23 protein-coding genes are annotated in these 22,837 nt (G+C 61.3%); 15 read left to right on the top strand and 8 right to left on the bottom strand.

The genetic code is table 11. From position 1 onward, the window contains the following. Positions 1–21 precede the first annotated feature (21 nt). On the top strand, positions 22–300 hold the full coding sequence (locus tag QTL56_RS18485) for a hypothetical protein (RefSeq protein ID WP_245134724.1): 279 nt from the start codon (positions 22–24) through the stop codon (positions 298–300). Positions 301–560: 260 nt separating this feature from the next. On the opposite strand, the gene glgA is transcribed toward QTL56_RS18485, so the two are convergent. Together glgA and QTL56_RS18495 are read right to left on the bottom strand one after the other, a co-directional pair. After that, on the bottom strand, positions 561–2,012 hold the full coding sequence (glgA, locus tag QTL56_RS18490; RefSeq protein WP_245135489.1) for a glycogen synthase GlgA: 1,452 nt from the start codon (positions 2,010–2,012) through the stop codon (positions 561–563). Positions 2,013–2,140: 128 nt separating this feature from the next. Further along, positions 2,141–2,404 (bottom strand): DUF2934 domain-containing protein, encoded by a 264-nt coding sequence (locus QTL56_RS18495; protein WP_229573110.1) that lies wholly within the window; start codon positions 2,402–2,404, stop codon positions 2,141–2,143. Positions 2,405–2,690: 286 nt separating this feature from the next. On the opposite strand from QTL56_RS18495, the gene ku (QTL56_RS18500) reads away from it, so the two are divergent. Next, a complete protein-coding gene (gene ku, locus QTL56_RS18500) occupies positions 2,691–3,497 on the top strand; it encodes a non-homologous end joining protein Ku (protein ID WP_245134727.1) in 807 nt (268 codons plus the stop codon). A gap of 9 nt (positions 3,498–3,506) precedes the next feature. Here the strand turns inward: ku (QTL56_RS18500) and ligD are convergent, their stop codons facing one another. After that, the gene (gene ligD, locus QTL56_RS18505) at positions 3,507–6,089 is read right to left on the bottom strand and encodes a DNA ligase D (RefSeq protein WP_245134729.1); all 2,583 of its coding nucleotides are present in this window, start codon (positions 6,087–6,089) and stop codon (positions 3,507–3,509) included. Between the two features lie 2 nt (positions 6,090–6,091). Next, a complete protein-coding gene (gene ku, locus QTL56_RS18510; protein ID WP_229573107.1) occupies positions 6,092–6,934 on the bottom strand; it encodes a non-homologous end joining protein Ku in 843 nt (280 codons plus the stop codon). 416 nt (positions 6,935–7,350) lie between these two features. Here ku (QTL56_RS18510) and QTL56_RS18515 point away from each other — a divergent pair, with 416 nt between their 5' ends. From QTL56_RS18515 to visR, 13 genes are all read left to right on the top strand, one after another. Then, positions 7,351–8,979, top strand: a complete 1,629-nt coding sequence (locus QTL56_RS18515; protein WP_245134731.1) for a globin-coupled sensor protein — start codon at positions 7,351–7,353, stop codon at positions 8,977–8,979. A gap of 136 nt (positions 8,980–9,115) precedes the next feature. Continuing rightward, positions 9,116–9,415 carry an STAS domain-containing protein gene (locus QTL56_RS18520; RefSeq protein ID WP_113459914.1) on the top strand — a complete coding sequence of 100 codons (300 nt, stop codon included), beginning with the start codon at positions 9,116–9,118 and terminating at the stop codon, positions 9,413–9,415. Further along, positions 9,412–9,777 (top strand): chemotaxis response regulator CheY1, encoded by a 366-nt coding sequence (gene cheY1, locus QTL56_RS18525; RefSeq protein ID WP_075641521.1) that lies wholly within the window; start codon positions 9,412–9,414, stop codon positions 9,775–9,777. The genes QTL56_RS18520 and cheY1 overlap by 4 nt, the downstream gene beginning before the upstream one ends. Positions 9,778–9,793: 16 nt before the next feature. Then, positions 9,794–12,028, top strand: coding sequence for a chemotaxis protein CheA (locus tag QTL56_RS18530; protein ID WP_245134733.1), 2,235 nt, complete (start codon positions 9,794–9,796; stop codon positions 12,026–12,028). 4 nt (positions 12,029–12,032) lie between these two features. Then, on the top strand, positions 12,033–12,503 hold the full coding sequence (locus tag QTL56_RS18535) for a chemotaxis protein CheW (RefSeq protein WP_245134735.1): 471 nt from the start codon (positions 12,033–12,035) through the stop codon (positions 12,501–12,503). Further along, a complete protein-coding gene (gene cheR, locus QTL56_RS18540; RefSeq protein WP_229573103.1) occupies positions 12,500–13,402 on the top strand; it encodes a protein-glutamate O-methyltransferase in 903 nt (300 codons plus the stop codon). Before QTL56_RS18535 ends, cheR begins: the two co-directional genes overlap by 4 nt. Continuing rightward, a complete protein-coding gene (gene cheB / locus QTL56_RS18545; protein ID WP_229573102.1) occupies positions 13,402–14,448 on the top strand; it encodes a protein-glutamate O-methylesterase CheB in 1,047 nt (348 codons plus the stop codon). Before cheR ends, cheB begins: the two co-directional genes overlap by 1 nt. Continuing rightward, complete coding sequence (locus tag QTL56_RS18550; protein WP_006726293.1) at positions 14,448–14,837, top strand: response regulator; 390 nt, start codon at positions 14,448–14,450, stop codon at positions 14,835–14,837. Before cheB ends, QTL56_RS18550 begins: the two co-directional genes overlap by 1 nt. Beyond that, entirely contained in the window at positions 14,834–15,388 is a 555-nt protein-coding gene (cheD, locus tag QTL56_RS18555) for a chemoreceptor glutamine deamidase CheD (protein WP_229573101.1), read from the top strand. The genes QTL56_RS18550 and cheD overlap by 4 nt, the downstream gene beginning before the upstream one ends. 13 nt (positions 15,389–15,401) lie before the next feature. After that, complete coding sequence (gene cheT, locus QTL56_RS18560; RefSeq protein ID WP_229573100.1) at positions 15,402–15,791, top strand: chemotaxis protein CheT; 390 nt, start codon at positions 15,402–15,404, stop codon at positions 15,789–15,791. 159 nt (positions 15,792–15,950) lie between these two features. Next, entirely contained in the window at positions 15,951–17,645 is a 1,695-nt protein-coding gene (fliF, locus tag QTL56_RS18565; protein WP_229573099.1) for a flagellar basal-body MS-ring/collar protein FliF, read from the top strand. 267 nt (positions 17,646–17,912) lie between these two features. Continuing rightward, positions 17,913–18,662, top strand: a complete 750-nt coding sequence (gene visN, locus QTL56_RS18570) for a transcriptional regulator VisN (RefSeq protein ID WP_229573098.1) — start codon at positions 17,913–17,915, stop codon at positions 18,660–18,662. A 10-nt stretch (positions 18,663–18,672) separates the two neighbouring features. Then, positions 18,673–19,422: a transcriptional regulator VisR gene (gene visR / locus QTL56_RS18575; RefSeq protein WP_229573097.1), complete on the top strand. Its 750-nt coding sequence runs from the start codon at positions 18,673–18,675 to the stop codon at positions 19,420–19,422. Between the two features lie 7 nt (positions 19,423–19,429). Here visR and QTL56_RS18580 read toward each other — a convergent pair whose 3' ends face one another. The 4 genes from QTL56_RS18580 to fliN form a co-directional block, all read right to left on the bottom strand. Continuing rightward, a complete protein-coding gene (locus QTL56_RS18580) occupies positions 19,430–19,870 on the bottom strand; it encodes a BspJ family T4SS effector nucleomodulin (RefSeq protein WP_229573096.1) in 441 nt (146 codons plus the stop codon). Positions 19,871–19,875: 5 nt separating this feature from the next. After that, positions 19,876–20,958 (bottom strand): flagellar biosynthesis protein FlhB, encoded by a 1,083-nt coding sequence (gene flhB, locus QTL56_RS18585; protein WP_229573095.1) that lies wholly within the window; start codon positions 20,956–20,958, stop codon positions 19,876–19,878. A gap of 179 nt (positions 20,959–21,137) precedes the next feature. Beyond that, on the bottom strand, positions 21,138–22,175 hold the full coding sequence (gene fliG, locus QTL56_RS18590) for a flagellar motor switch protein FliG (RefSeq protein ID WP_229573094.1): 1,038 nt from the start codon (positions 22,173–22,175) through the stop codon (positions 21,138–21,140). Between the two features lie 28 nt (positions 22,176–22,203). Continuing rightward, positions 22,204–22,827, bottom strand: coding sequence for a flagellar motor switch protein FliN (gene fliN / locus QTL56_RS18595; protein WP_245134737.1), 624 nt, complete (start codon positions 22,825–22,827; stop codon positions 22,204–22,206). Between the last annotated feature and the right edge of the window lie 10 nt (positions 22,828–22,837).

Raw genomic sequence — 22,837 nt, forward strand, 5'->3', positions numbered from 1 at the left:
TTCCGCTTGAAGGAGAGGATCATGCCGCATACGGTCCGTCCGCCACGCTGGCGTCCCCACCCCGATCCGCGCGATCGGCTGATCATCGCGCTCTTTGCCCAGTTGGAGGCGGAACGCCAGACGCGGGAGACCCTGCGCATGGCAATCCGTTCCGGGGCCATTGATCCGGCTGTGCTGGAGGCGATCGCGGAAGATCCCGTTTCCGCCACCAGTGAGGACATCGCTGCGCTGGAACGCACCATCGCGATGCGCGAACGCGTCCCGCCGAGAGGCGAGCAGCAAGGAGAATACTGGCGATGAAGCGCGCCGAGACGGCTGTGATCCGCCATGGTAGCACCGTTGGCCACTCGGTGAGGACACCGTCAAATCCGTCGTCGTAAGACGCCGGGCCACGTGGCTCGGCTACGAGGGGGAAGCAATCCGACAGCTTTGGCCGGAGCCGCTTAACGCCCAGCAGGGCGACCGAGCGCCTAATGACCGCTATTCGGATGTTGCGAAAAAAGGGCTCGAAGATCCTCCGGGCCCTTCTCGCTTCATTGCCATCCGGTAGCCGACCTGCCTCAATGCCGCAGCAGGGCCCGCCCCTCCGTCAGCCGGCCATAGACCTCGGCATAGCTTTCGGCGCTGCGATCCCAGGAATAGTCGGCTCGCATGGCCTGCAATTGCAGCCGCGCCCATTTGCGCTTGTCACCATAGGCCTCGGCCGCTCGCCGGATCGCATGGCGAAGTCCTTCCGGGCGCACCGGATGGAACTGGAACCCGGTTGCAACCCTGGCCGAGATGGCGGCATCATTGGCGTCGATGATCGTTTCAGACAGGCCACCTGTACGGGACACGACCGGCACGCAGCCGTAGCGCAGGCCGTAGAGCTGCGTCAGGCCACAGGGCTCGAATCTCGACGGCTGGATGATTGCATCCGAACCGCCATGAATGAGATGCGCCGTCGGCTCGTTGAAGCCGACCGAGACGGCCATGCGTCCCGGGAAGCGGGCAGCCGTTGCCTTGAGCGCATCCTCGATATCATGATCGCCCTGACCATGCACGATCAGCCGTCCACCCCAGTGGAAGATCTCGTCGGCCACCTCGGCCAGCATGTCCATGCCCTTCTGCCAGGTGATCCGTGTGACAGCCGAAAAGAGCGGTCCATCGCCGGGTTCGAGGTGGAAGCGTTCGAGCAGGAGAGCCTTGTTGTTCTTCTTGTTGCGTACGGTCTTTGCGTCGTAGCGGAACGGCAGGTATGGGTCCGTCGCGGGGTTCCAGATCTCTTTGTCGATCCCGTTGACGATGCCCTGCAGTCGGTCCATGCGCGTATTGAGGACCCCGTCGAGGCCCATGCCGAATGTTGGCGACAGGATTTCGCGAGCATAGGTTGGACTGACCACCGTGATGTGATCGGCCGTCACAAGGCCGCCCTTGAGGTAGCTGATATCGCCGAAATACTCCATCTGGTCGACTGAATAGACCTCCGGCGGCAGGCCGATATAGGGCAGCAGCGAGGCGGAGTACTGGCCCTGGAAGGCAAGATTGTGGATCGTGAGAACGACTGGAACGGCCGAGCCCATCTGACGCAGATAGACCGACGTCAGGGCCGACTGCCAGTCGTGTGTGTGAACCAGATCCGGCTGCCAGCCGGGCAATGCACCGGCTGCAATCTCCGCACCGGCCAGCGACAGAACGGCGAAACGTTTCCAGTTGTCGGCATGGTCGACGCCATTTTCATCGACATAGGGGCCGCCCGGCCGGTCGTAGAGAGCCGGCGCGTCGAGCACGAACAGACTGAGGCCGTCGATTTCGAGATGCCGAAGCGTCGCCTTCTCGCCGAGCAGATCGTCGAATTCCATAAGCGGGGGATGCAGTCGTGCCAGCGCGAGGATCGAAGGATAACCTGGCACGAGGGTATGTGTGGCGATGCCAAAGGCAGACAGCGCTTTTGGAAGCGCGCCGGTGACGTCGGCGAGCCCGCCTGTTTTCACCAGTGGATAGATTTCCGAAGTGACCGCAAGCACATGCAGGGGAACGCGGGTCGGGGAGGGGCGACGTGGACGGAGTTCGTCCTCCTCCCGGTGATAGGCGTCCCGCACACGCTGGATGAATTGCGCCCGGCTGAGTGCAAGCGAAAGATCGACTCCGGCCACCTTGCTCACCCCTTCCGGCTTCGTGTTGAATTGCGAACCGGCGAGACCGGCTTTTCCGTGATCACGAGCCCTTCTTCAGCCGCGGAGAGCTGCGCCTGTGCGATGCGCCGACCGGATTTTTCTGTCGTCTCTGTTGCGGCAGCCTGCAGTGTTTCCCAGTCTCTGAGTGCGGCCTGCCAATGCGCCTCGTCCCGCCCGTCGGGGCGCCCTTCTTCTTCCCAAAGCGAGTATGCCCTGCGGGCAATCCAGTCATAGTCTCGTTCAGACATGGCAATTCTCCGTCGTCGCCGCTTGCCCGTTCTCACACCATCGGATCTCGGCGGAGCGCGGTCTCGTCGCACCCGCCGCTCCCCGGTCGGATCAGTCGGTGATGCCCAATATCACCGGCGGATCCCCCGGCTCGTCATTCGAGGGGAACTGGCAAGATAGGAACGCCAGGAAGAGCAAACGGTTCCCGCTGCAACTGCCGATTTGATCGTGGTCTGGAACAGTTCTGCCTCCCTGGCGTTTCCCGGGGCAGTCCTGCAGAACATTGCAAGCCGGAGGGAATGACACATGGCGCAGCGCGCCTTCTGGAAGGGCTACCTGAAATTGTCGCTCGTCACCTGTCGCGTGGCGATGACACCCGCCGTGACCGAAAGCGCCAAGCTCCGATTCCACAACATCAATCGCAAGACCGGCAACCGTGTTGTCAGCCGCTATGTCGATGCCGACACCGGAAAGCCGGTCGACGATGAGGACCAGGTCAAGGGTTATGAGCGGGCCGAGGACGACTATGTGCTCTTCGAGGATGAGGAACTCGACGAGGTCGCGCTGGAAAGCACGCGCACCATCGACATAGAAAGCTTCGTGCCGCGCAACTCCATCGGCTGGATCTGGTATGACAGCCCCCATTACCTGGCCCCGGCGGACAAGGTCAGCGAGGAGGCCTTCGCCGTCATCCGCGAGGCGATGCGCAAGACCGATACGGGCGGTATAGCCCGCCTCGTGCTCTATCGCCGCGAACATGCTGTGCTGCTGGTGCCGCGCGACGAGGGCATGGTGGTCTGGACGCTTCGCTATGGTGAGGAAGTCCGCGACGCCGCGTCCCTCTTCAAGGGAGCAGGAGAAGCGCCGTCGGCCCGCAGCGCAAAGACGATGATGAAGAAACTCGTCGAGGCACGCCTGCGCCCCTGGGATCCGAAGCTGGTGCGTGACCCGGTCGAGGAACGCCTCCACGAGATCATCGAAAACCGGACGAAGACGCCAAAGCGGGCCAAGCCGAAAAAGTCCTCCGCGCCCGAGCGCAAGGATAATGTCATCGACATCATGGAAGCCCTTCGCCGTAGCCTCGCCTCCGAAAAGAAGCCGGCAAAGCGTTGATGGCCTTGCTCAGCGTGATTTCCGTGCCTTGCCCTTGGCGTTGAGCGGTGCCTCCGCCGTGCGGAAATCCTCCCACGGATCGACTTCGAGCGCCGCAAGGCGCGCAGGCACGTTTTCGACTGTGAAATGGTTCGGGCCGATTGCGGGTCCGAGTTCGTCGAAGGAGAGCGGCATCGAGACAGGGGCTCCCGCCCGTGCGCGGGTGGAATAGGGAGCGACTGCGGTGGCGCCTCGCCCATTGCGCAGATAGTCGATGAGGATCTTGCCCTTGCGTTTTGCCTTGCTGATCGTGGAGACGTAGTCGGCAGGGCTGTCGGCGCTCATGCCGTCGGCCAGCGCCTTCATCGCGGCCTTTACCTCGGGCCATTGGGCTTTCGGCTTGAGGGGTGCGACGACATGCAGCCCCTTGCCTCCCGACGTCTTGACAAAGCCGGTGAGCCCAAGCTCGGTGAAGCGATCGCGCACCTCGAAGGCGGCCGCGATCACTCGTTCCCAGGAGACATCCGGCCCGGGATCGAGGTCGATATTGACCATGTCGGGTCGCTCCAGATCGCCGGCCCGCGAGCCCCAGGGATGGATTTCGAGCGCTGCGCCCTGCACCAGCGACAGCAGTCCGTCGAGATCGCGGATACCGACGAGCGCCTCATCGTCCTTCGGGTCCCGGATCGTGATGATCTCCTTACGCATGCCGCGCCAGTCGTGTTTCTGGAAGAAACAGGTCTTCTCATGTCCTTCCGGGCAGCGCAGCAGTGCGAGGGGGCGGTCGACGATGAAGGGCGCGATGCGCGGCCAGACCAGCGCATAGTGATCCGCCAATCCTTCCTTGGTAACCCCGGCTTCGGGCCAATATAGGCGATCGGGATGGGTGAGGGGAATGCGCCGGCCTTCCGCGCGCAGACTGTCGCCGCTGTTCTTTGCCGATGCGGCCGGACGTGTTTCCTTCGAGGAGCCTGCAGATTTCGATGTCGTGGCCGGTGTTTCCAGCACCACCTCCCGCGCAGCCTTGTCCTCCCGGAGCCCCCGGAATGAGGCATGGCGTAGATGGGCGTCGCCCGTCCAGCCGCGGAACTCGATCTCCGCCACCAGTTCCGGCTCGAGGAAGACGACATCCTTGCGTTCGACGCCAGTCAGCTTGTCCTTGAATGGGCTCTTGTCCCGAATGAGCGACTGCAGCCTCTCGAAGACTTGCCGCGCGACCTTCTGGGAGTAGCCCGTGCCCACACGTCCCACATGCCGCAGACCATCGGCCTCGTTCACCCCCATGACCAGCGAGCCGATTGCCTTGTCGGAGACGGACGAGGGCACATATCCGCCGATCACCAGTTCCTGCCGCGCCGTGCATTTCGATTTGACCCAATCCCGGCCGCGTCCCGGCCGGTAGGGTGCGTTGGCCACTTTCGAAATGACGCCTTCCAGGCTGAGACGGCAGGCATGTTTGAGGACGAGGTCACCGCTTTCGTCGAAATGCGCAGAATACTTCAATAGCGGAGTGGGACCGCCGACCAGCTCTTCCAACAATTCCTTGCGATCACGCAGAGCGACACCGGTCAGATCCTGTCCGTCCAGATGCATCAGGTCGAAGGCATAATAGGTGAAGCGATCGGAGCGTCCGTCACTGAGGTCCTGTTGCAGCAGGGAGAAATCGCTGCTGCCATTGCCGCCTTCGACGACGATTTCTCCGTCCAGCAATGCGGCCTGCACCGGAAGCGCCTTCAGCGCTGCGGGCAGATGATCGCCGAAGCGGTCGGTCCAGTCGAGACCGGTACGGGTGAGAAGTTTGACCTCGCCGTTTTCTATGCGGGCTTGGATGCGATAGCCGTCCAGCTTGATCTCGTGCAGCCAGCGATCGCCCTTCGGCACGGTCTTCACCAGTGACGCGAGTGCCGGCGGCACGAAGTCCGGCATTTCCCCGGGTTTGGCGCCTTTCGGCACGCGATCGCCTTTGGTGGCGCGGCGACGCGTGGCAGTGTCCTTCGCCTTCTTGGTATCCCTCTTGCGCGAATTCCAGACGGCGGCCTTCTGGTCACCCTTCAAGCTCTCGACGGGCCGCCCGCTTTTGACTGAAAGCGGCATCTCCTCCACGATGTCGGGATCGCCTGCCTCGCGCGCCACCTCGTCCTCGCCCTTGATCAGCAGCCAGTTTTCCCGCGTCTCGCCCTCCTTGCCGGCCATGCGCACGAGATGCCAATGGCCGCCGAGCTTCTCGCCCTTCAGGGTGAATTCCAGATGACCCTTTTTGTATCCCTTCTTTGCATCGTGACGGGGCTCCCAGGTTCCGCGATCCCAGACGATCACTTCGCCGGATCCGTATTGGCCAGGCGGGATCACGCCTTCGAAATCACCATAGGTCAGGGGATGATCCTCAACATGCACTGCCAGGCGTTTGACACTGGGCACGAGGCTCGGCCCGCGCGTGACCGCCCAGCTCTTGAGCACACCGTCCATTTCCAGCCGCAGGTCGTAGTGGAGGCGCCTGGCTGAGTGCTTCTGGATGACGAAACTGTTGCCGCCCGCTTTCGCATTCGGCTTCGCGGCCTTTGGCTCCGGCGTCGCCTTGAAGTCTCTCTTGCGGCGATATTCGGAGAGCGACATGTTCAGCTCGCCTTCTTCTGACGCGTCGTGTTGCCCGACGGTGCCTTGCGCCGCTGTGGCGTCTTGGCCGCGCCTGTGTCTGCGCTCTTGCGCAACGCGTCGAGCAGGCTTGTGACGTTCTCTGACTTCCGCTTCGGCAGTTTCTTCGGCTTGCGACCGGCAATCTTTGCCTTCACCAGCTCCGTGAGGGCGGCTTCGTAGCGATCCTCGTAGCGACCCGGATCGAACTCGCCCATCTTGGTGCCGATGATGTGCCGGGCAAGCTCCAGCATTTCCGTCTCGATCTTGACCTTCGAAATCCCCTCGAAACTTTCGGCTGGATCGCGGACCTCGTAGTCATAGTTGAGTGTGGTCGCGATCAGGCCTTGCCCCTGCGGCCGGATGAGCACGCTGCGAAGCCGGCGGAAGAGAACCGTCCGCGCGATCGCCGCCACCCCTTGCGCCTCCATGGTCTCACGGATCAGAGCATAGGGCTCGACGGATTTACGGTCGGCCGGTGCCAGGAAATAAGGACGTTCCAGGTACAGGGTGTCGATCTCGTCACAAGCCAGAAATGTTGCGAGTTCCAGCCGTTTGTCGCTTTCCGGCACAGCCTCGCGGATCTCGTCGGGCTCCAGGATCACGGTCTGCCCCTCCGGGGTATCATAACCCTTGACCAGGTCGTCCTTGCCGACCGGGCGGCCGGTATCGGCATCTGCGTATTCTCGTCGAACCCGGTGCCCGGTATCGCGGTTGATGATATGAAATGTCGTGCGTTCCGATGCGTTGACGGCGGAATGGAGTGCCACGGCGCAGCTTAGATCGCCGATCGACAGATGGCCTTTCCAGATGGCTCGTATGCTCACGCTGAACTCCTGTCGCTTTCCGCCGCAACGAGGAGGACATCGCCTTTGTTCCGCAGGCGCTGGAAAGCCCGCGAACGGAAACATAAAACAGGTCTCTCATATTAGTGATTGTGGTTTGACGGCGAGAATTCATTAACCTTCAAGCAAGGAATTAACCATAAAGATTGCTGGACACGTCGGAGTGGGACTCGCAATGGAGTTTCCTTCGGGCATGACGCCATCCCGTCGTACCGGTTCTGGTCCGGTCTGTATTTCTCATGGAAGTAGTTCGGTGAACCGGCAGACCATGATGCGGACGGCAGTGGGATCGCAAACCCGCGTGCCCGCACGACCGCATCCCTGACTGCAGGAACCCCGGACACGGAAGGTTCACCCTCAAGGGGTGGCCAAGTGCGGGACGAATGACAGGTCAGGGCATGTCCACGGAGCGGCCGACGGGATCACAGGCAGGCAGCCTGCGCGACCGGCTGCGTTTTGCCGGGTTGGACGAGGCTCAGTGTGATCTGCTCCGTCAGAACCGTCATATGCTTTCCCAGCCTCTCAAAACGGCACTGAGAGACCTTTTCCAGCGTCTCCAAAGCTCGCCGGACGCGGCCCGCGCTTTCACCAGCGAGCGCCAGTATGACCGGCTCCACGATCTCCTGTCGTCCCATTGGGATGTGCTCACCGATGCCCGTTTTGATGCGCTCTATGCCGAGCGGGTGAAGGTTCTCTCCGACAGCGAAAGCCGCATGGGCCTCGATCCGCGCTGGCATGTTGCAGGGCATGCGGTGGTGCTGGAACATCTGCTCACCTCCGCGCTCGCCGAGACCTCCGGCTCCGGGCTTCTCCCATCGAGCCGCCGGCGTCAGCGCGAAGTCACCGATCTCGTCGCGGCGCTTGTCCGGCTGGTCATGGTCGATGTTGAAATCGCCGTGTCGCTGCGCTTCAACGAACTGCGCCTCAAGCACCACCGCGACCTCGCGGCCCAGCGTGAACACGACCGTGCCGAATTCGAGGGTATCTTTCGTCCCGTCGTCGATGGCCTGGCATCGGGGGATCTCACCGTGCGCACGGGAGCCGATGTCCCGGAAGCCTATGCTGACCTTGCCGGTCGCATGAACGAGGCGATCGAACAACTGCAGACGGCCTTCCTCTCCTCCGAGGAGAAGCTCGCCTATGTCCGCGAGGCGACCGGCCGCATGGCCGAGACGGCCCGCACCTATGCCGGGCGCGCCGAAGATCAATCTGGTGCGCTGGGTGAAACCAGTCATGCCCTCCATGAACTGACATCAAGCGTCCGCGAATGCGCCGGCGAGACGAAGCGCGCCGAAGCGACCGTCGCTGCGACCCGCGGCTCGGTCGAAGCAAGCGGTCATGTCGTCGGTCGGGCAATCTCGGCCATGGCCGACATCGAGGCTTCCGCCGAACAGATCGGGCACATCATCGGCGCGATCGACGAGATTGCCTTCCAGACCAACCTCCTGGCGCTGAATGCGGGGATCGAAGCGGCCCGCGCCGGTGACAGTGGGCGTGGCTTTGCCGTCGTTGCCCAGGAAGTCCGTGCGCTGGCACAGCGATCGGCAGATGCCGCCCGCGAAATCAAGACACTCGTTGCCACCACGAAGAGCCAGGTCGTTGCCGGTGTCGACATGGTGGCGAAGACCCAGGGTGCCATCGCCGACATCGTGCTGCAGGTGGGGGACATCAGCGGCACGGTCTCCGATATAGCAGCCCGGTCCGACCGCCAGGCGAGCGAACTCGCAGGCATCGCTGGAACGGTTGCCAGCCTTGGCTCGGACATCGCAGACACAGCCGTCCTCGCCCGCCAATCGAGCGAAGGCACCGACGATCTCCACAAGGTCATTCTCGAGCTCGGCGCGACCATCCGCGAATTCCACATCGAGCGTCAGGCGCGCGCGCCGAAGGTGCCGGTCGGGCGTGTTCAGCTAACGGCTCAGCGGGACCTGCCGACGCCAGCACCGGCAGCCTCGATTGCCGACCTTTCTGACGACGCAGACGTCGATTTCGGCTTCGCGGCCCAGATCGCCGGGCTCGTCGGATGAGGGGATTGTTTACCACCATGCGATATACACGAAAGCTAAGGGCGGGAATTTCGGCACTCTTTCCGGGGGAATGGTTCTCCCGGGCTCCAGGTCGGAGTCTGGTTGCCGCAGCCTTCGGGACACAAGGAAAGAAATGATGGCAAGTAAGAAAGGCGAGCAGAAGGCCCTGAAGCTGGCCGCGGTCTTGGACCTCAACGAGGCTTCCAATCTCAAGGCCAATATTCTCTCGATGCGTGGTGCTCCTTTGACGATCGATGCTTCTGGCGTCGAGCGTGTCGGCGCCCAGTGCGTGCAGGTCCTGATGGCCGCAGCCAAGGCCTGGGAAGCCGACAAGCATCCCTTCTCGTATGGAAAGGCCTCCGAGGCTTTCCTCAAAACACTTCAACTGATTGGCGTGAACATCGACCATCTGCTCGCTAAGGAGATCCGGCAATGAAGAAAAAAGTGCTCACCGTGGATGACTCCAGAACCATTCGAAACATGCTTCTGGTCACCCTGAACAATGCCGGCTTCGAGACCATTCAGGCCGAAGATGGCATCGAGGGCCTGGAAGTGCTCGAAGAATGCAATCCCGACGTCATCGTGACCGATATCAACATGCCGCGTCTCGACGGCTTCGGCTTCATCGAGGGAGTTCGTCGGAACGAAAAGTATCGCGCGGTTCCGATCCTGGTTCTGACCACGGAAAGCGATGCGGAAAAGAAGAACCGCGCCCGCCAGGCTGGTGCGACCGGATGGATCGTCAAACCGTTCGATCCGACCAAACTGATCGATGCCATTGAGCGTGTAACCGCCTAAGCCGGGATTTTCTCCTATGGATATGAACGAAATCAAAGAGATCTTCTTCCAGGAATGCGAGGAGCAGCTTGCGGAACTGGAATCCGGTCTTCTGAAAATGAATGATGGGGATCGCGATCCGGAAACGGTCAATGCCGTTTTCCGTGCGGTTCACTCCATCAAGGGCGGCGCCGGCGCCTTTGGTCTCGATGACCTGGTCGCCTTCGCGCACGTCTTCGAGACGACTCTTGATTGCGTTCGTTCCAACAAGCTGGAGCCCGGCCCCGAGGTCATGAAGGTGATGCTCAAGTCGGCCGACGTTCTGGCAGACCTGGTCACCGCATCCCGCGATGGTGGTAGCGTCGACGAAAGCCGCTCCAGCGGTCTCGTCAAGGAACTGGAGGCACTGGCGAACGGAGACATGCCAGCCCCGTCGGCAGCGCCTGTTGCAGCCGCCAAGCCGGCGGCGCCCGCGCCCGTTGCTGCCGCCCCGAGCGACGACAGCGGCTTCCAGCCGATCCCCTTCACCTTTGACGACTTTGGCGGCGAAGAGCAGGAGGAGAGCCTCTCGACCTTCGACGTGACCTTCAAGCCGCGCCGTGAACTCTACTCCAAGGGCAACGAAGCGGCCCTCCTGCTGCGTGATCTCTCCCGTCTCGGCGAGATGAGCATCAACTGCAACATGGAAGACCTGCCGTCGCTCGACGATCTCGATCCCGAAGGCGCCTATTTCGACTGGACGATCCAGATCAAGGCGGAAAAGGGCGAGGAAGGCATTCGCCAGGTCTTCGAATTCGCAGAGTGGGATTGCGACCTCGATATCAAGCTCCGTGAGCCTGAAGCTGCCGCCGTCACCGAGGAACTGCCGATGGTCCCGGTTCCCTTCGACCTGTCTGCGCTCGACGACGGATCCGATGCCCCCGACCAGACTGTCGCTGCTGCCGTTGAGGCCGCAGACACGGCGACCAGCGTCCTGAAGGCGGCAGCCTCTGCCGCCAAGCCTGAGAAGAAGGAAACGCCGGCCGCAGCAGCAGCCGCCGCAGCCGCCCAGGCCAACAACGCCGCCGGCCAGACCATTCGTGTCGATCTGGACCGCGTCGACCGGCTGATCAACCTTGTCGGCGAACTCGTCATCAACCAGGCGATGCTGTCCCAGAGCGTCATCGAGAACGATGCCACCGGCACATCCGCCGTCAATATGGGTCTCGAAGAGCTGCAGCAGCTCACCCGTGAGATCCAGGACTCGGTCATGGCGATCCGCGCGCAGCCGGTGAAGCCGGTCTTCCAGCGCATGTCGCGTATCGTCCGCGAAGTCGCGGACATGGTCGGCAAGTCGATCCGCCTCGTCACTGAGGGTGAAAACACCGAAGTCGACAAAACGGTCATCGACAAGCTCGCCGAGCCTTTGACTCACATGATCCGAAATGCTGTCGACCACGGCATTGAAAGCCCCGAGAAGCGTGCGGCCGCCGGCAAGGAGCCGGAAGGCACGATCAAGCTGACGGCGAAGCATCGTTCCGGCCGTATCGTCATCGAACTCGTCGATGATGGTGCAGGCATCAACCGAGAACGCGTCCGCCAGAAGGCGATCGACAACGAATTGATCGCAGCCGATGCCAACCTGACGGACGAGGAGATTGACAACCTCATCTTCGCACCCGGCTTCTCGACGGCCGACAAGATCTCCGACATTTCCGGACGCGGCGTCGGAATGGACGTGGTCAAGCGCTCGATCCAGGCACTCGGCGGCCGCATTTCGATCACCTCCCGTCCCGGCCAGGGGTCCACCTTCACCATGAGCCTGCCGCTGACGCTCGCCGTCCTCGACGGCATGGTGGTCACGGTTGCCGGTCAGACCCTTGTCGTACCGCTCACTGCGATCGTCGAGACGCTGCAGCCGGAGGCACAGCACATTCACTCGTTCGGCGCCAACCAGCGCCTGATCTCGATCCGCAACTCCTTCTGCCCGCTTGTCGATGTCGGGCGGATCCTCAACTTCCGCGGCACGCAGGCCAACCCGATCGACGGTGTAGCCCTCCTCGTGGAGTCGGAAGGCGGCGGCCAGCGCGCTCTGATGGTCGACGCCATCCAGGGACAGCGTCAGGTTGTCATCAAGTCGCTCGAAGCCAACTACACCCATGTTCCGGGTATCGCTGCCGCAACCATCCTCGGTGATGGTCGCGTCGCGCTCATCCTCGACGTGGATGCTGTCGTCGCCGCCTCGCGGGGTCAGTCCCTCAAACAGGAAATGTCGTTAGCCGTCGCAGGGTAATAGTATGTCGTATGCGGTCAAAAACTTGATGCAGGGTAGCCGTGAGCTCATCGCCTTCCGTATTGGCGATCAGGAGTTCTGCGTGAACATCATGTCGGTGCGGGAGATCCGGGGATGGACCCCGGCAACCCCACTGCCGCATTCGCCACATTATGTCATGGGCGTCATAAACCTGCGTGGAGCCGTCCTGCCGATCATGGACCTGTCTCTGCGCCTGGGCATGAAGCCCGCCGAACCGACCGCCCGTCACGTCATCATCGTGGCGCAGGTCAAGTCTCGGGTCGTCGGTCTGCTGGTGGATGCCGTATCGGACATCCTCACCGTGGACGACGACAACATACAGCCGACGCCGGAGGTCTCCTCCGATCTCGAACGACAATATGCCCGTGGCATTCTCGCCATCGACAAGCGGATGATCTGCCTGGTCGAGCTTGCTGCACTTTTCAACGAAGCCGCCGAAAGCGAGGCTGCATGACATTCGCAATGAGCACATCCCGTCAATCGGACGATGAAGTCCTGGCCAGTGGGGAATACCCGCTGACCCGGCGGGATCTGGGTGAGATTGCTGCCATGATCTACTCGGATGCGGGCATCGCGCTGAACGACAGCAAGGCGTCGCTCGTCTACTCGCGCCTGTCCAAGCACATCCGCAATCTCGGCCTTTCGGGCTTCCGCGCCTACTGCCAGCTCGTCTCCTCGCCGGAAGGTGCAGCCGAGCGTCGGGAAATGCTGTCGCATCTGACCACCAACTTCACGCGGTTCTTCCGCGAGAACCATCACTTCGAGCACCTGCGCGACGAGGTCCTTCCCGGTCTCGTCCAGCGGGCGAAGTCCGGTGGCCGCGTCCGCATCTGGTCGGCCGCAAGCTCCGATGGCCAGGAGCCCTATTCGATCGCGCTGACGGTCTTCCAGGCCTTCCCGAACGTGCTCGATTATGACTTCAAGATCCTGGCGACCGACATCGACCCGAAGATCCTGGCGATCGCCCGTCAGGGCGCCTACGACGAGCAGGCCCTTGAAAGCGTCTCCCCGGCCACGCGCAAGCAGTGGTTCAAGGAGGTCGAGATCGGCGGCCGCCGCAAGTATCAGGTCGATGAGCGCCTCAAGCGGCTGATCACCTACAATGAACTGAACCTGATGGCGCAGTGGCCGTTCAAGGGCAAGTTCGACGTCATCTTCTGTCGCAACGTCGTGATCTATTTCGACGAACCGACCCAGATGCGGATCTGGACCCGCTTTGCGGATCTTCTGCCGGTCGGCGGTCACCTCTACATCGGTCATTCGGAGCGTGTTTCGGGCGACTCGAAGAACGATTTCGACAATATCGGGATCACGACTTACAGCTACGTGGGCAAGAACGGAGGGCGCAAATAATGGCGGCACCTGCACGCGTTCTCGTTGTCGACGACAGCCCCACCATGCGTGGACTGATCACGGCCGTCCTCAGCCAGGATCCCGATGTCAGCGTCATCGGCCAGGCCGGCGACGCGATGGAGGCCCGCGCCGCGATCAAGCAGCTCAATCCCGATGTCGTCACCCTCGACATCGAGATGCCGAACATGAACGGCCTCGAGTTCCTCGAGAAGATCATGAAACTGCGTCCGATGCCGGTGATCATGGTCTCGACAATGACCCATCGCGGCGCCGAAGCAACGCTTGCCGCGTTGGAGATCGGCGCCTTCGACTGTGTCGCCAAGCCTCAGCCGGGCGATGCGCGTCCCTTCGGCGAGCTCGCCGAGAAGGTCAAGGCCGCGGCGCGTTCGCAGCACCGTCACAGCCCCACCTCGCATGGCCATCCTGCACCGGTTGCGCCGGCGGCAGACTTCCGGGTTGGACGCAAGATCGTGGCCATCGGTTCGTCTACGGGCGGCGTGGAGGCCCTGATCGCGGTCTTGCAGAAATTCCCGCGCAATTGCCCGCCGACGGTGATTACGCAGCACATGCCGCCGACATTCACCAAGAGCTTTGCCGAGCGGCTCAATCGGCTCTGCGCACCTGTCGTGGAGGAGGCCACGGACGGTGCACGGCTCGAGATCGGCAAGATCTACCTGGCGCCGGGTGGCGATCGACATCTCCAGGTGGCGAATGCCTCTGCGCCATGCTGCCGCCTGGTTGAGCGCGCGCCGGTCAACGGTCACCGACCCTCGGTCGACGTGTTGTTCGATTCAGTTGCAGAACTTGCCGGTCGGAACGCCGTCGGTGTGATTCTTACGGGCATGGGGCGCGACGGCGCCTCGGGCCTTTTGAAGATGCGTCACACCGGTGCACGAACTATCGGCCAGAACGAAAAGACCTGTGTGGTCTATGGGATGCCCCGAGTCGCCCATGAGCTGGGCGCAGTCGAGCATCAACTACCCCTCACCTCTATTGGAGAGGAAATCCTCAAACTCACTGCCGCCCGAAAAGAAGGTATCGAATAATGTCCCTAGCCGAAAAAATCAAAGTTCTGATCGTCGACGATCAGGTCACCAGCCGCCTCCTGCTCAGCGATGCGTTGACCCAGCTCGGCTTCAAGCAGATCACTGCCGCCGGTGACGGCGAGCAGGGCATGAAGATCATGGAGCAACAGCCCCATCATCTGGTCATCTCGGACTTCAACATGCCGAAGATGGATGGATTGGGTCTCTTGCAGGCCGTGCGGACCAATCCGAACACGAAGAAGGCTGCCTTCATCATCCTGACGGCGCAGGGCGACCGGGCGCTGGTGCAGAAGGCAGCACAGCTGGGCGCCAACAACGTCCTGGCGAAACCTTTTACCATTGAAAAAATGAAGGCAGCCATCGAGGCTGTATTCGGAGCCCTAAAATGACTGAAGACAGTGCAGCAAAGCGCGTCCATATTATCCAAGGGGAGTGGAAAGTCAGCAAGGACCCGAACGTGGTTCTGTCGACCATCCTCGGTTCGTGTGTTGCTGCCTGTATTCGGGATCCGATCGCAGGAGTGGGTGGTATGAACCACTTTCTCCTGCCGGGATCGGCGGTGCCGGGGGCAGGTGGCGGCGATGCCACCCGCTATGGGGTTCACCTTATGGAGCTTCTGATCAATGGCCTGCTGAAGCAGGGCGCCCGCAGGGATCGTCTTGAGGCCAAGGTCTTCGGGGGGGCCAAGACGATTGCGACGTTCTCGAATGTCGGCGAACAGAACGCAGCCTTCGCCCAGCAATTCCTGCGCGACGAAGGCATCAAGGTGGTCGGATCCTCGACGGGTGGAGATCACGGCCGCAAACTGGAATTCTGGCCGGTCAGCGGTCGGGCAAGACAGTATCCGCTCACAGGCGCAGAAACGCAGAAGACGGTGGCGCTGGAGCAGCGTCCGGTTCCTGTTTCGAGGCCGGTGGAAAATTCAATCGAGTTCTTCTAGTACTGGACATCGGATGCAAAACGAAAACTTGGCGGGAAATCAGGATACCCGGGAAGAGCTTCCGGAAATCCTCATGCGCATCGTCAGCGAGCTGCACGACGTGGCTTATCTGATTGAGCGCGTGGAGCCGCACCTGCTTGAGCTCGGTGGCCCGACAATCCTGGAACATCCGGACAGCCTGAAGGTCCTGCAGGGTATCGATCTCGCCGTGCAGAAGGCGCGCGGGCTCGCGGAATTCGTCGACACCATCACGGGGACGATACCGTCGGACTGGATGATCGACATGACGACGGCGCTGAGCCTCGTCAAGCTTGCCGACATGCAGAAGGCGCTCGGCGCCGGCCTGCGCCACGGCCATTCCCAACCGCTCGTCCAGGCGGGTGGAGACTTCGACTTCTTCTAATCGTCCCTGAAGGACGGATAGGGCCGCAGATCCCGGTTTGCGAATGGCTGAAATGAATTCGGCCTCCCGCCCCGCGAAACGCTCGCACAAGTTTCGATTTCTATTGTCGCGCCAAGGGCAAAAACGCCCAGAACCTTCTTGTAGATGGTGCGAGACAGAATGAATCTGTTAAATCAATTACTTCAGATACCAAAAAACTTCGCGGCGATGGGGCAAGCGAAGATATTGGCGATGGCCGGTGTTGCCGTTGTTTCATTCGCAATCATTATTGCCGGCGCCCTTTACGTCAACAAACCCTCCTACGAGACCCTTTATGTCGGCCTTGAACCGATTGATCTGAACCAGATCAGCGTCGCGCTGGCTGAATCCGGTATCGATTTCGAGACCGGCAGCGATGGCCAGAGCATCATGGTGCGCGCCGGCATGACCAGCAAAGCTCGCCTTCTGCTCGCAGAGCGCGGTTTGCCCAACAGCGCCAATGCCGGCTACGAACTGTTCGACAATGTCGGCTCGCTCGGCCTTACCTCTTTCATGCAGGAAGTAACCCGCGTTCGCGCTCTGGAAGGTGAAATCGCACGCACCATCCAGCAGATCTCGGGTATCGCCGCAGCACGCGTCCACATCGTCATGCCGGATATCGGCAACTTCCGACGGGGCGAACAAAACCCCACAGCCTCGGTCATGGTTCGCGCCTCCTCGGATGCCGGACGCAAGGCCGCCGCATCCATTCGCCAGTTGGTGGCTTCCTCCGTGCCCGGCCTCGACGTCGAGGATGTGACGATTCTCGATTCCACCGGACAGCTCCTGGCCGCCGGCGACGAAACTGGTGGCGAAGCCTCCCGTTCGCTCGGTGTGGTCCAGTCGGTCCAGCGCGAGATCGAGACCAATATCGACAAGGCGCTCGCGCCCTTCCTCGGCATGGACAACTTCCGTTCCAGTGTCACTGCGCAGATCAACACCGACAGCCAGCAGATCCAGGAGACCATCTACGATCCCGAATCACGTGTCGAACGCTCTGTCCGCGTGACGAAGGAGCAGCAGAAGTCACAGCAGCGTCAGTCCGACACGGCCGCGACAGTCGAGCAGAACATTCCCCAGGCGGCACCGGAAGCTGGCGGTGGCGGTCCTCAGTCCTCCGACGAGCAGGACAAGAAGGAAGAGCAGACCAACTACGAGATCAACAGCCGGACGGTGGCGACGGTCAAGAACAGCTATACGGTTGAAAAGCTGTCGATCGCCGTCGTCGTCAACCGCGGGCGCATTGCCAAGATGGTCGGGGAACCCGTCGATCAGGCCAAGATCGACGCCTATCTCGCCGAAATGCAGAAGATCGTCAGCTCTGCGGCCGGCCTCGACGGCGAACGCGGCGATGTCGTGACACTGACGGCGATGGACTTCCTGGAGAATCAGCTGCTGGAAGAGTCGGCGACCGGTCCGGGCTTCATGGAAATCCTGAGCCGCAACACCGCTGGCATCATCAATTCGCTCGCCTTCGTCGCTGTCGCCTTCCTGATTGTCTGGATGGGTATCCGTCCGATGATCCGCACCGCTGGCGGTGGCACCGCGGACACGGCACTTGCCGGAGGCATCGGCGAACAGGCCGCCGGCCTCGAGCTCCCGGACTTTTCGCCCGCGATCGGTGGCGCTGCAAGCGGCGGTCTCATGGATGGTTTCGGTTCCGACTTCGGTTTCGACTCCACCGACGACCTGCTGACCATGGACGACGATCCGAATGGAGGCTTCAACCGCCGGGTCAAGGAAGGTCCCGAGCGGCGCCTGTCGCGCATGGTGGAAATCTCGGAAGAGCGCGCCGCCAAGATCCTTCGCAAATGGGCTGTGGACAACGCCGCCTGATCGCCAAGAAGAAGTCAGTACCGACCGCGCCCGCTGGGCGCGGTTTTGCGTTGTAATCCCATATGCATCCGGGATTGCATCATCGGGCTTGGAGAGGCATGCTTCAGGCCGTCCCGCAATACAGCGGACACTTGTGACCTTTGCCACTTTATATTTTAGAGTGAACATGATTCGGTGATGGAGATTGCAGTGTCACTGAGTCGCCATCGGGCTGACGAGGCGAAGACTGCGAAAATGCAAGGCCGTCACTTCAAAGGGGCACGTTGAATGGATGCCGAGCTGACAACGAAGGGCCAAGAGAGACGGGGGCGTGCATCCGGCTTGGAGGAAAATCCGCAAAATGGCTCTTCGTCGAAGGACGCACTGATCCGGAAGCTGGCTACACCGGCGCTCTCGGGCAATATGGGACAATGTCTCCGGGTTCTCTGTGAGTACGTCGGGGCTTCCCATCACCTCTTGGCGCGCTACGACCTTGTGCAGGAGGAGGGGCTGGATTTCGTGGTGGCGGCCGACTGGCCATTCGACCTCGTACGCCGTCTGGAAAGCGAACTGGCGACCAGCTACTCCCAGTCCACGGAACTTGAGAAGTGCCTTTCTGTACTGCAACCGAAATACGCCATCCTGCCCGACGACGCCCATGTGCCTGTCGGGACAAGCCGGCAGTATTGCACGGTCACCATGAATGTCGGGCGCACGCGGCTGGCCCTGATCTTGCTCTTTCCCCAGGATTACGTGCTCTCGCCCGAACGACTGCGCGAAGTCGGCCTGCTCTCCGGCTATGCCCTCAGCCTTTCAGCGAACAAGGGTCACAAGAGCGACCGCGACTTCGATCTGACGGACCGCGAGCTGGAATGCCTCTTCTGGATTGCCGAGGGCAAGACGAGCGACGAGATTGCGACCATCCTCGGGATCTCGCGCAACACCATCAACAATTACATCACGAGCGTGATGCGCAAGACCGCCACAAAAACGCGCTCGGAAGCGATCGCCTACGCGGTTCGCAACAATCTTGTCTAAGGGAGCAGGAATGGCCACTACCACGAGACCAGGCGGATCCATCCTCGAAGATGCAACTTGGTCTGGCCAGCGCCCTGTGACGTCCCGTTCGGACATCTTTCCGAAACTCGTATCCCTGCAGCGATCGCTCAATGCACGCGGCTTTGCGGCTTTCCGCATCGCGGGTGCCAGCCTGCCACACAAACGACGCCTCGACCCGGAATTCGAGAACTGGAGCGGTGGCCTCAGCAGTGGTCGCGATGCGTTCGTTGCTGCCTATGGGGACGCCTTGCTCGCCCATATTGAGACCTCGACGTTACCGGTGCTTTGGAGCGCGGAAGAAAAGACGAGCTTCCTCGATGCCTCGGATTTCACACCGTTTGCTGTGCAACTGCCTGAACGTCTCCTGTCGCATTCGGGCATTGCGTTCCCCGTCCGGCTGGGAGCCGTCGGGAACGGATATGTCGTGTTCCCGACGATCGGCGGCGCCGATCTGCCCGGAGAAGTCATCCTGGCGGTGCACAGTCGCTGCTACAAGGTCATGACGGACATCCTGTCGCTCGACGAACGCCGCGCAGCCCCGTCGGAGACCTTGAGCGAACGTGAAATCGCCTGCCTGCAGCTCGCAGGCGATGGTCGGATCAGTGAAGAAATCGCAGAGCGTCTCGGCTTGTCGGTCCATACCGTCAACGCCTATCTCGGTTCGGCCACGATCAAGCTCGATTCGGTCAATCGCATCCAGGCAATCGCGAAGGCGATTCGCCTCGGCTACATCACCTGACAAGACCTTATCCGTAGAGCGGGGACGCCTGTCCCTTGACGAAGCGCGCCTCGTTCAGGCGCTCTTCGAGCATGCGCGAATTGGCGTCCGGATCGCCGCAGGATTCGTGAAACGCGATATGCTTGATGTCGAGCCCGGCCTGTTCGTTCGTCAGCGTGAGCTGCGAGTAGATGGTGATGCCGCGCGGCTTGATCTCGATATCGAGTACGATTTCCGGCGGGCCGCCCCATTCGAGGCGGTAGTCTCCGCCAGAGCCGAACACCACGGTGCCGGGATGGAAGTACAGCTCGGCAGCGGAGGAGACGAGGTCCGAGAGATTGCCGTAAAGTTCAAAACGCAGAAGTGAAATGAGGTCGGCAGCGTCGAGAAGGCGCAATTCGCTTGCGACGGGGCTGATCGCCTCTGCCACGATGCGTTCACGCTGATCGGTAAAGGAGCACTTCTTCATCGGGCCTAACGTATCCGTCTCTGTGGGGCCTTGGACGCATAGACCCGGTGCACGAGTTCTGCGACTGCCTTGTAAAATACTGACGGAATGACGCTATCCACCGAGACTTGCGCAAACATGGAGCGGGCAAGCGGCGGGTCCTCAAAAATGGGAATGTTGTTTTCGCGCGCGATCTCGCGAATCTTGAGTGCGACCAGATCCTGGCCTTTGGCAACGACCACCGGAGCGTCGCCTTCCTCGCGAACATAGCGCAGCGCGACGGCGAAATGCGTGGGGTTTGTGATCACCAGCGTGGCACGGGGAACGCTTGCGATCATGCGCCGTCTTGCCCGGTCCCGGGCAATTGAACGCTGACGCGCCTTGACGATCGGGTCGCCCTGGGCCTGCTTGTATTCGTCCTTCACCTCCTGCTTGGTCATGCGCAGCTGTTCGTACCAGTGGTAACGCGTCCAGAAAATGTCCACGGCCGCCAGAAGAGCCGTCGCCATCACGACGATGACCATCATCTTGTTCAGGATCTCGGAGAATTTGACGAAGATCACCTGCGGGTCGGAGAACATCGCGTCGATCACGCCGAAATAGTCGCTGCGCAGCGAGAAGACCATGATGACGGAGAGCACGACGATCTTGAAGATCGACTTGGCGAACTCCACCATTCCCTGGCTGCTGAAGATCCGGTTCCATCCTTTGACGATGGAAATTCGATTGAGCTGCGGCCTGATTCGCTCGAGCACGAAATAGGGCATGTTCTGGGCGACATTGGCCGTGACGCCGAAGAGGATCAGCATGATCAGCATCGGCGCCAGGAACGCTGCGATTTCCCAGCCGATATGGGTGAAGAGCGATACGACATCGACGGCAGTGCCGAGATACCATTGATCGGGTCGCTCGAAGATATCCTTCAGCGACTGCCCGAGCCGTGTGATGGCGCCCGGCAGGAAGAAGACTGCATAAAGGTAGAAACCCAGCGCAGTCGCGAAGATCGGCGCCTCGCGCGAGCTTGGCACGTTTCCCTTTTCCATGGCGTCCCGAAGCTTTTTCTCGGTCGGGTCTTCGGTCTTGCTGTCCTTGTCGTCATCCTCGGCCATGACCGCTGCCATCCTTGAAGGCTTGCACGGGGCGGGATCGATGCCCTGGCTGATCGCGCCGGCCGGACCTCTTGCCGGCGGCTCGCCGTTCTATTCCGGCGTGGTGAACGTAAACACCCGCCGATTGAGGTTCAATCGGCGGGTGAAGAAACGTGACTGTTTTCAACAGAGGCGACGGATCAGGCGGCTTGTGTTTCGCCTTCTGTCTCCTTGAGTTGGATCTGACCGGCATTGGCGAGGCGGATTGCTTCCTGGGCGACGGCGCGACGGGCGATCGCAATTTCCCGCGGATTGATACCGGCCGTACCCGCCTGCAGATCCGATTCGATCATGCGGCGCGAACGAGGGCTGATCGAGGCCAGCACGCATTCCTTGATTTCCGCACTGGCGCCCCGCAGCGCCATGGTGAGGATTTCGCCCGAGATGTCGTTGAGCAACAGCACGCGGCTGCGCTGCGGCATGACGAGCAGATCCTCGAACAGGAAGATCTTCGGACGAACCTTGTTGACCGATTCCTTGCTGATCGATTCCAGCGAGGTGAGCAGGGTATCGACTTCGCTCTTTTCCAGCTCGTTCATCAGGTCCGCGACCTTGGCCGAACCTGTCGAATTCTTCTCTGCCGCAATCTCTGCGATCAAGTCATGGACCCGGTTCTCGATAATCTGGGCCGCCTTCGGGCTGACATTCTTCAGGTTGACCGTACGGTTCATGATATCGGCGCGACGGCTCTCCGGCAGCTTGAGCAGCACCTTGGCTCCGAAGGAGGATGGCAGCATGGAGAGGATATAGGCGACGGTTTGTGGATGTTCGCGCATCAGGAACCGCGCGATGAAGTCCGGATCGGCGTCCTGCAGGCGGTCCCAGATGGAGGCTTCATAGGCCTGGAACGCCGTACGACGGCCGAGCAGGCCGTCGACTTCTTCCGGCGTCAGACCTTCCTCGAGAATGCTCTCGATGGCCTTCGCATTGTCCATCAGGCCGGCGCCCTCGGTGAAGAGGTCTTCGAACTCGTTGACCAGTAGCGTCAGTTCATCCGGCGGTATCGTGCGAAGCGTCTGCGCAGACGCAATGATCGTCTGCAGCTCGGCCTGGGTGAAGTACTTGAGCAGCTTCCCGGCGACGCCCTTTCCCATGGCCAGCAGCACGGCGGCTGCCTTATCGGCCTGGGAGAGCGGTTTTCCGGTTAAAGGGCCGCCAAAATCGTCAAAGTCCATCATGGTCTTGTCCTCTCTGGCCCATCATGGGTCAGGATGTCTTGGTGGCCATCACTTCAATCAGTTTGACACCAAATCGCGTATCGTCGTTCTCGAGAACGGTGATTTCGCCGCGCGCGATGCGTCGGCCGTTCACCATGATCTCGACAGGCTCGCCGATCTTCTTGTCGAGAGCGATGATGGCGCCCTCTTCGAGACTCATCAGCCCGGAAACCTGCATTCGGCTCGATCCGAGCACGATCTGGACCTCGATCGGAATGTCCATGATCAGATCGAGATTGGCGCTCAGACCGCTGCCCGGCTCCTGCTGGCTGCCGGTCGAACCGCCGAAGGCGTTGTCGCCAGCGGCATCGCTCGATCCGCCGAAATCGCTGCTGCCGCCCAGATCGCTGGAGCCGCCGAAATCACCCAGGCCGAAATCATCGGCCGGCGCTGCGGCTGCACTGCCGCCGAAATCGGACTCGAACGCTGCGAGCGGATCGTCCTTGAGGCCACCGAAATCGCCGAGATCAGCGCCGAACTCGCCCAGCCCACCGTCGGCATCGGCCTTCAGAACGCCGCGAAGATCATCGACGGCCTGGTCGAAATCGCTGTCGCTCGCGCCCGGCATCGCCAGCGCGTCGTCATCTTTCGGGGTTGTCTTCTTCGTTGCCATGGATTCATTA

This window comes from Peteryoungia algae (assembly GCF_030369675.1).
Classification (GTDB): Bacteria; Pseudomonadota; Alphaproteobacteria; order Rhizobiales; family Rhizobiaceae; genus Allorhizobium; species Allorhizobium algae.

Coding starts and splice junctions, on each gene's coding strand:
- QTL56_RS18485 (WP_245134724.1), top strand. CDS start 22: ATGCCGCATACGGTCCGTCCGCCACGCTGGCGTCCCCACCCCGATCCG.
- QTL56_RS18495 (WP_229573110.1), bottom strand. CDS start 2,404: ATGTCTGAACGAGACTATGACTGGATTGCCCGCAGGGCATACTCGCTT.
- ku (WP_245134727.1), top strand. CDS start 2,691: ATGGCGCAGCGCGCCTTCTGGAAGGGCTACCTGAAATTGTCGCTCGTC.
- ligD (WP_245134729.1), bottom strand. CDS start 6,089: ATGTCGCTCTCCGAATATCGCCGCAAGAGAGACTTCAAGGCGACGCCG.
- QTL56_RS18515 (WP_245134731.1), top strand. CDS start 7,351: ATGTCCACGGAGCGGCCGACGGGATCACAGGCAGGCAGCCTGCGCGAC.
- QTL56_RS18520 (WP_113459914.1), top strand. CDS start 9,116: ATGGCAAGTAAGAAAGGCGAGCAGAAGGCCCTGAAGCTGGCCGCGGTC.
- cheY1 (WP_075641521.1), top strand. CDS start 9,412: ATGAAGAAAAAAGTGCTCACCGTGGATGACTCCAGAACCATTCGAAAC.
- QTL56_RS18530 (WP_245134733.1), top strand. CDS start 9,794: ATGGATATGAACGAAATCAAAGAGATCTTCTTCCAGGAATGCGAGGAG.
- QTL56_RS18535 (WP_245134735.1), top strand. CDS start 12,033: ATGTCGTATGCGGTCAAAAACTTGATGCAGGGTAGCCGTGAGCTCATC.
- cheR (WP_229573103.1), top strand. CDS start 12,500: ATGACATTCGCAATGAGCACATCCCGTCAATCGGACGATGAAGTCCTG.
- cheB (WP_229573102.1), top strand. CDS start 13,402: ATGGCGGCACCTGCACGCGTTCTCGTTGTCGACGACAGCCCCACCATG.
- QTL56_RS18550 (WP_006726293.1), top strand. CDS start 14,448: ATGTCCCTAGCCGAAAAAATCAAAGTTCTGATCGTCGACGATCAGGTC.
- cheD (WP_229573101.1), top strand. CDS start 14,834: ATGACTGAAGACAGTGCAGCAAAGCGCGTCCATATTATCCAAGGGGAG.
- cheT (WP_229573100.1), top strand. CDS start 15,402: ATGCAAAACGAAAACTTGGCGGGAAATCAGGATACCCGGGAAGAGCTT.
- fliF (WP_229573099.1), top strand. CDS start 15,951: ATGAATCTGTTAAATCAATTACTTCAGATACCAAAAAACTTCGCGGCG.
- visN (WP_229573098.1), top strand. CDS start 17,913: ATGGATGCCGAGCTGACAACGAAGGGCCAAGAGAGACGGGGGCGTGCA.
- visR (WP_229573097.1), top strand. CDS start 18,673: ATGGCCACTACCACGAGACCAGGCGGATCCATCCTCGAAGATGCAACT.
- QTL56_RS18580 (WP_229573096.1), bottom strand. CDS start 19,870: ATGAAGAAGTGCTCCTTTACCGATCAGCGTGAACGCATCGTGGCAGAG.
- flhB (WP_229573095.1), bottom strand. CDS start 20,958: ATGGCCGAGGATGACGACAAGGACAGCAAGACCGAAGACCCGACCGAG.
- fliG (WP_229573094.1), bottom strand. CDS start 22,175: ATGATGGACTTTGACGATTTTGGCGGCCCTTTAACCGGAAAACCGCTC.
- fliN (WP_245134737.1), bottom strand. CDS start 22,827: ATGGCAACGAAGAAGACAACCCCGAAAGATGACGACGCGCTGGCGATG.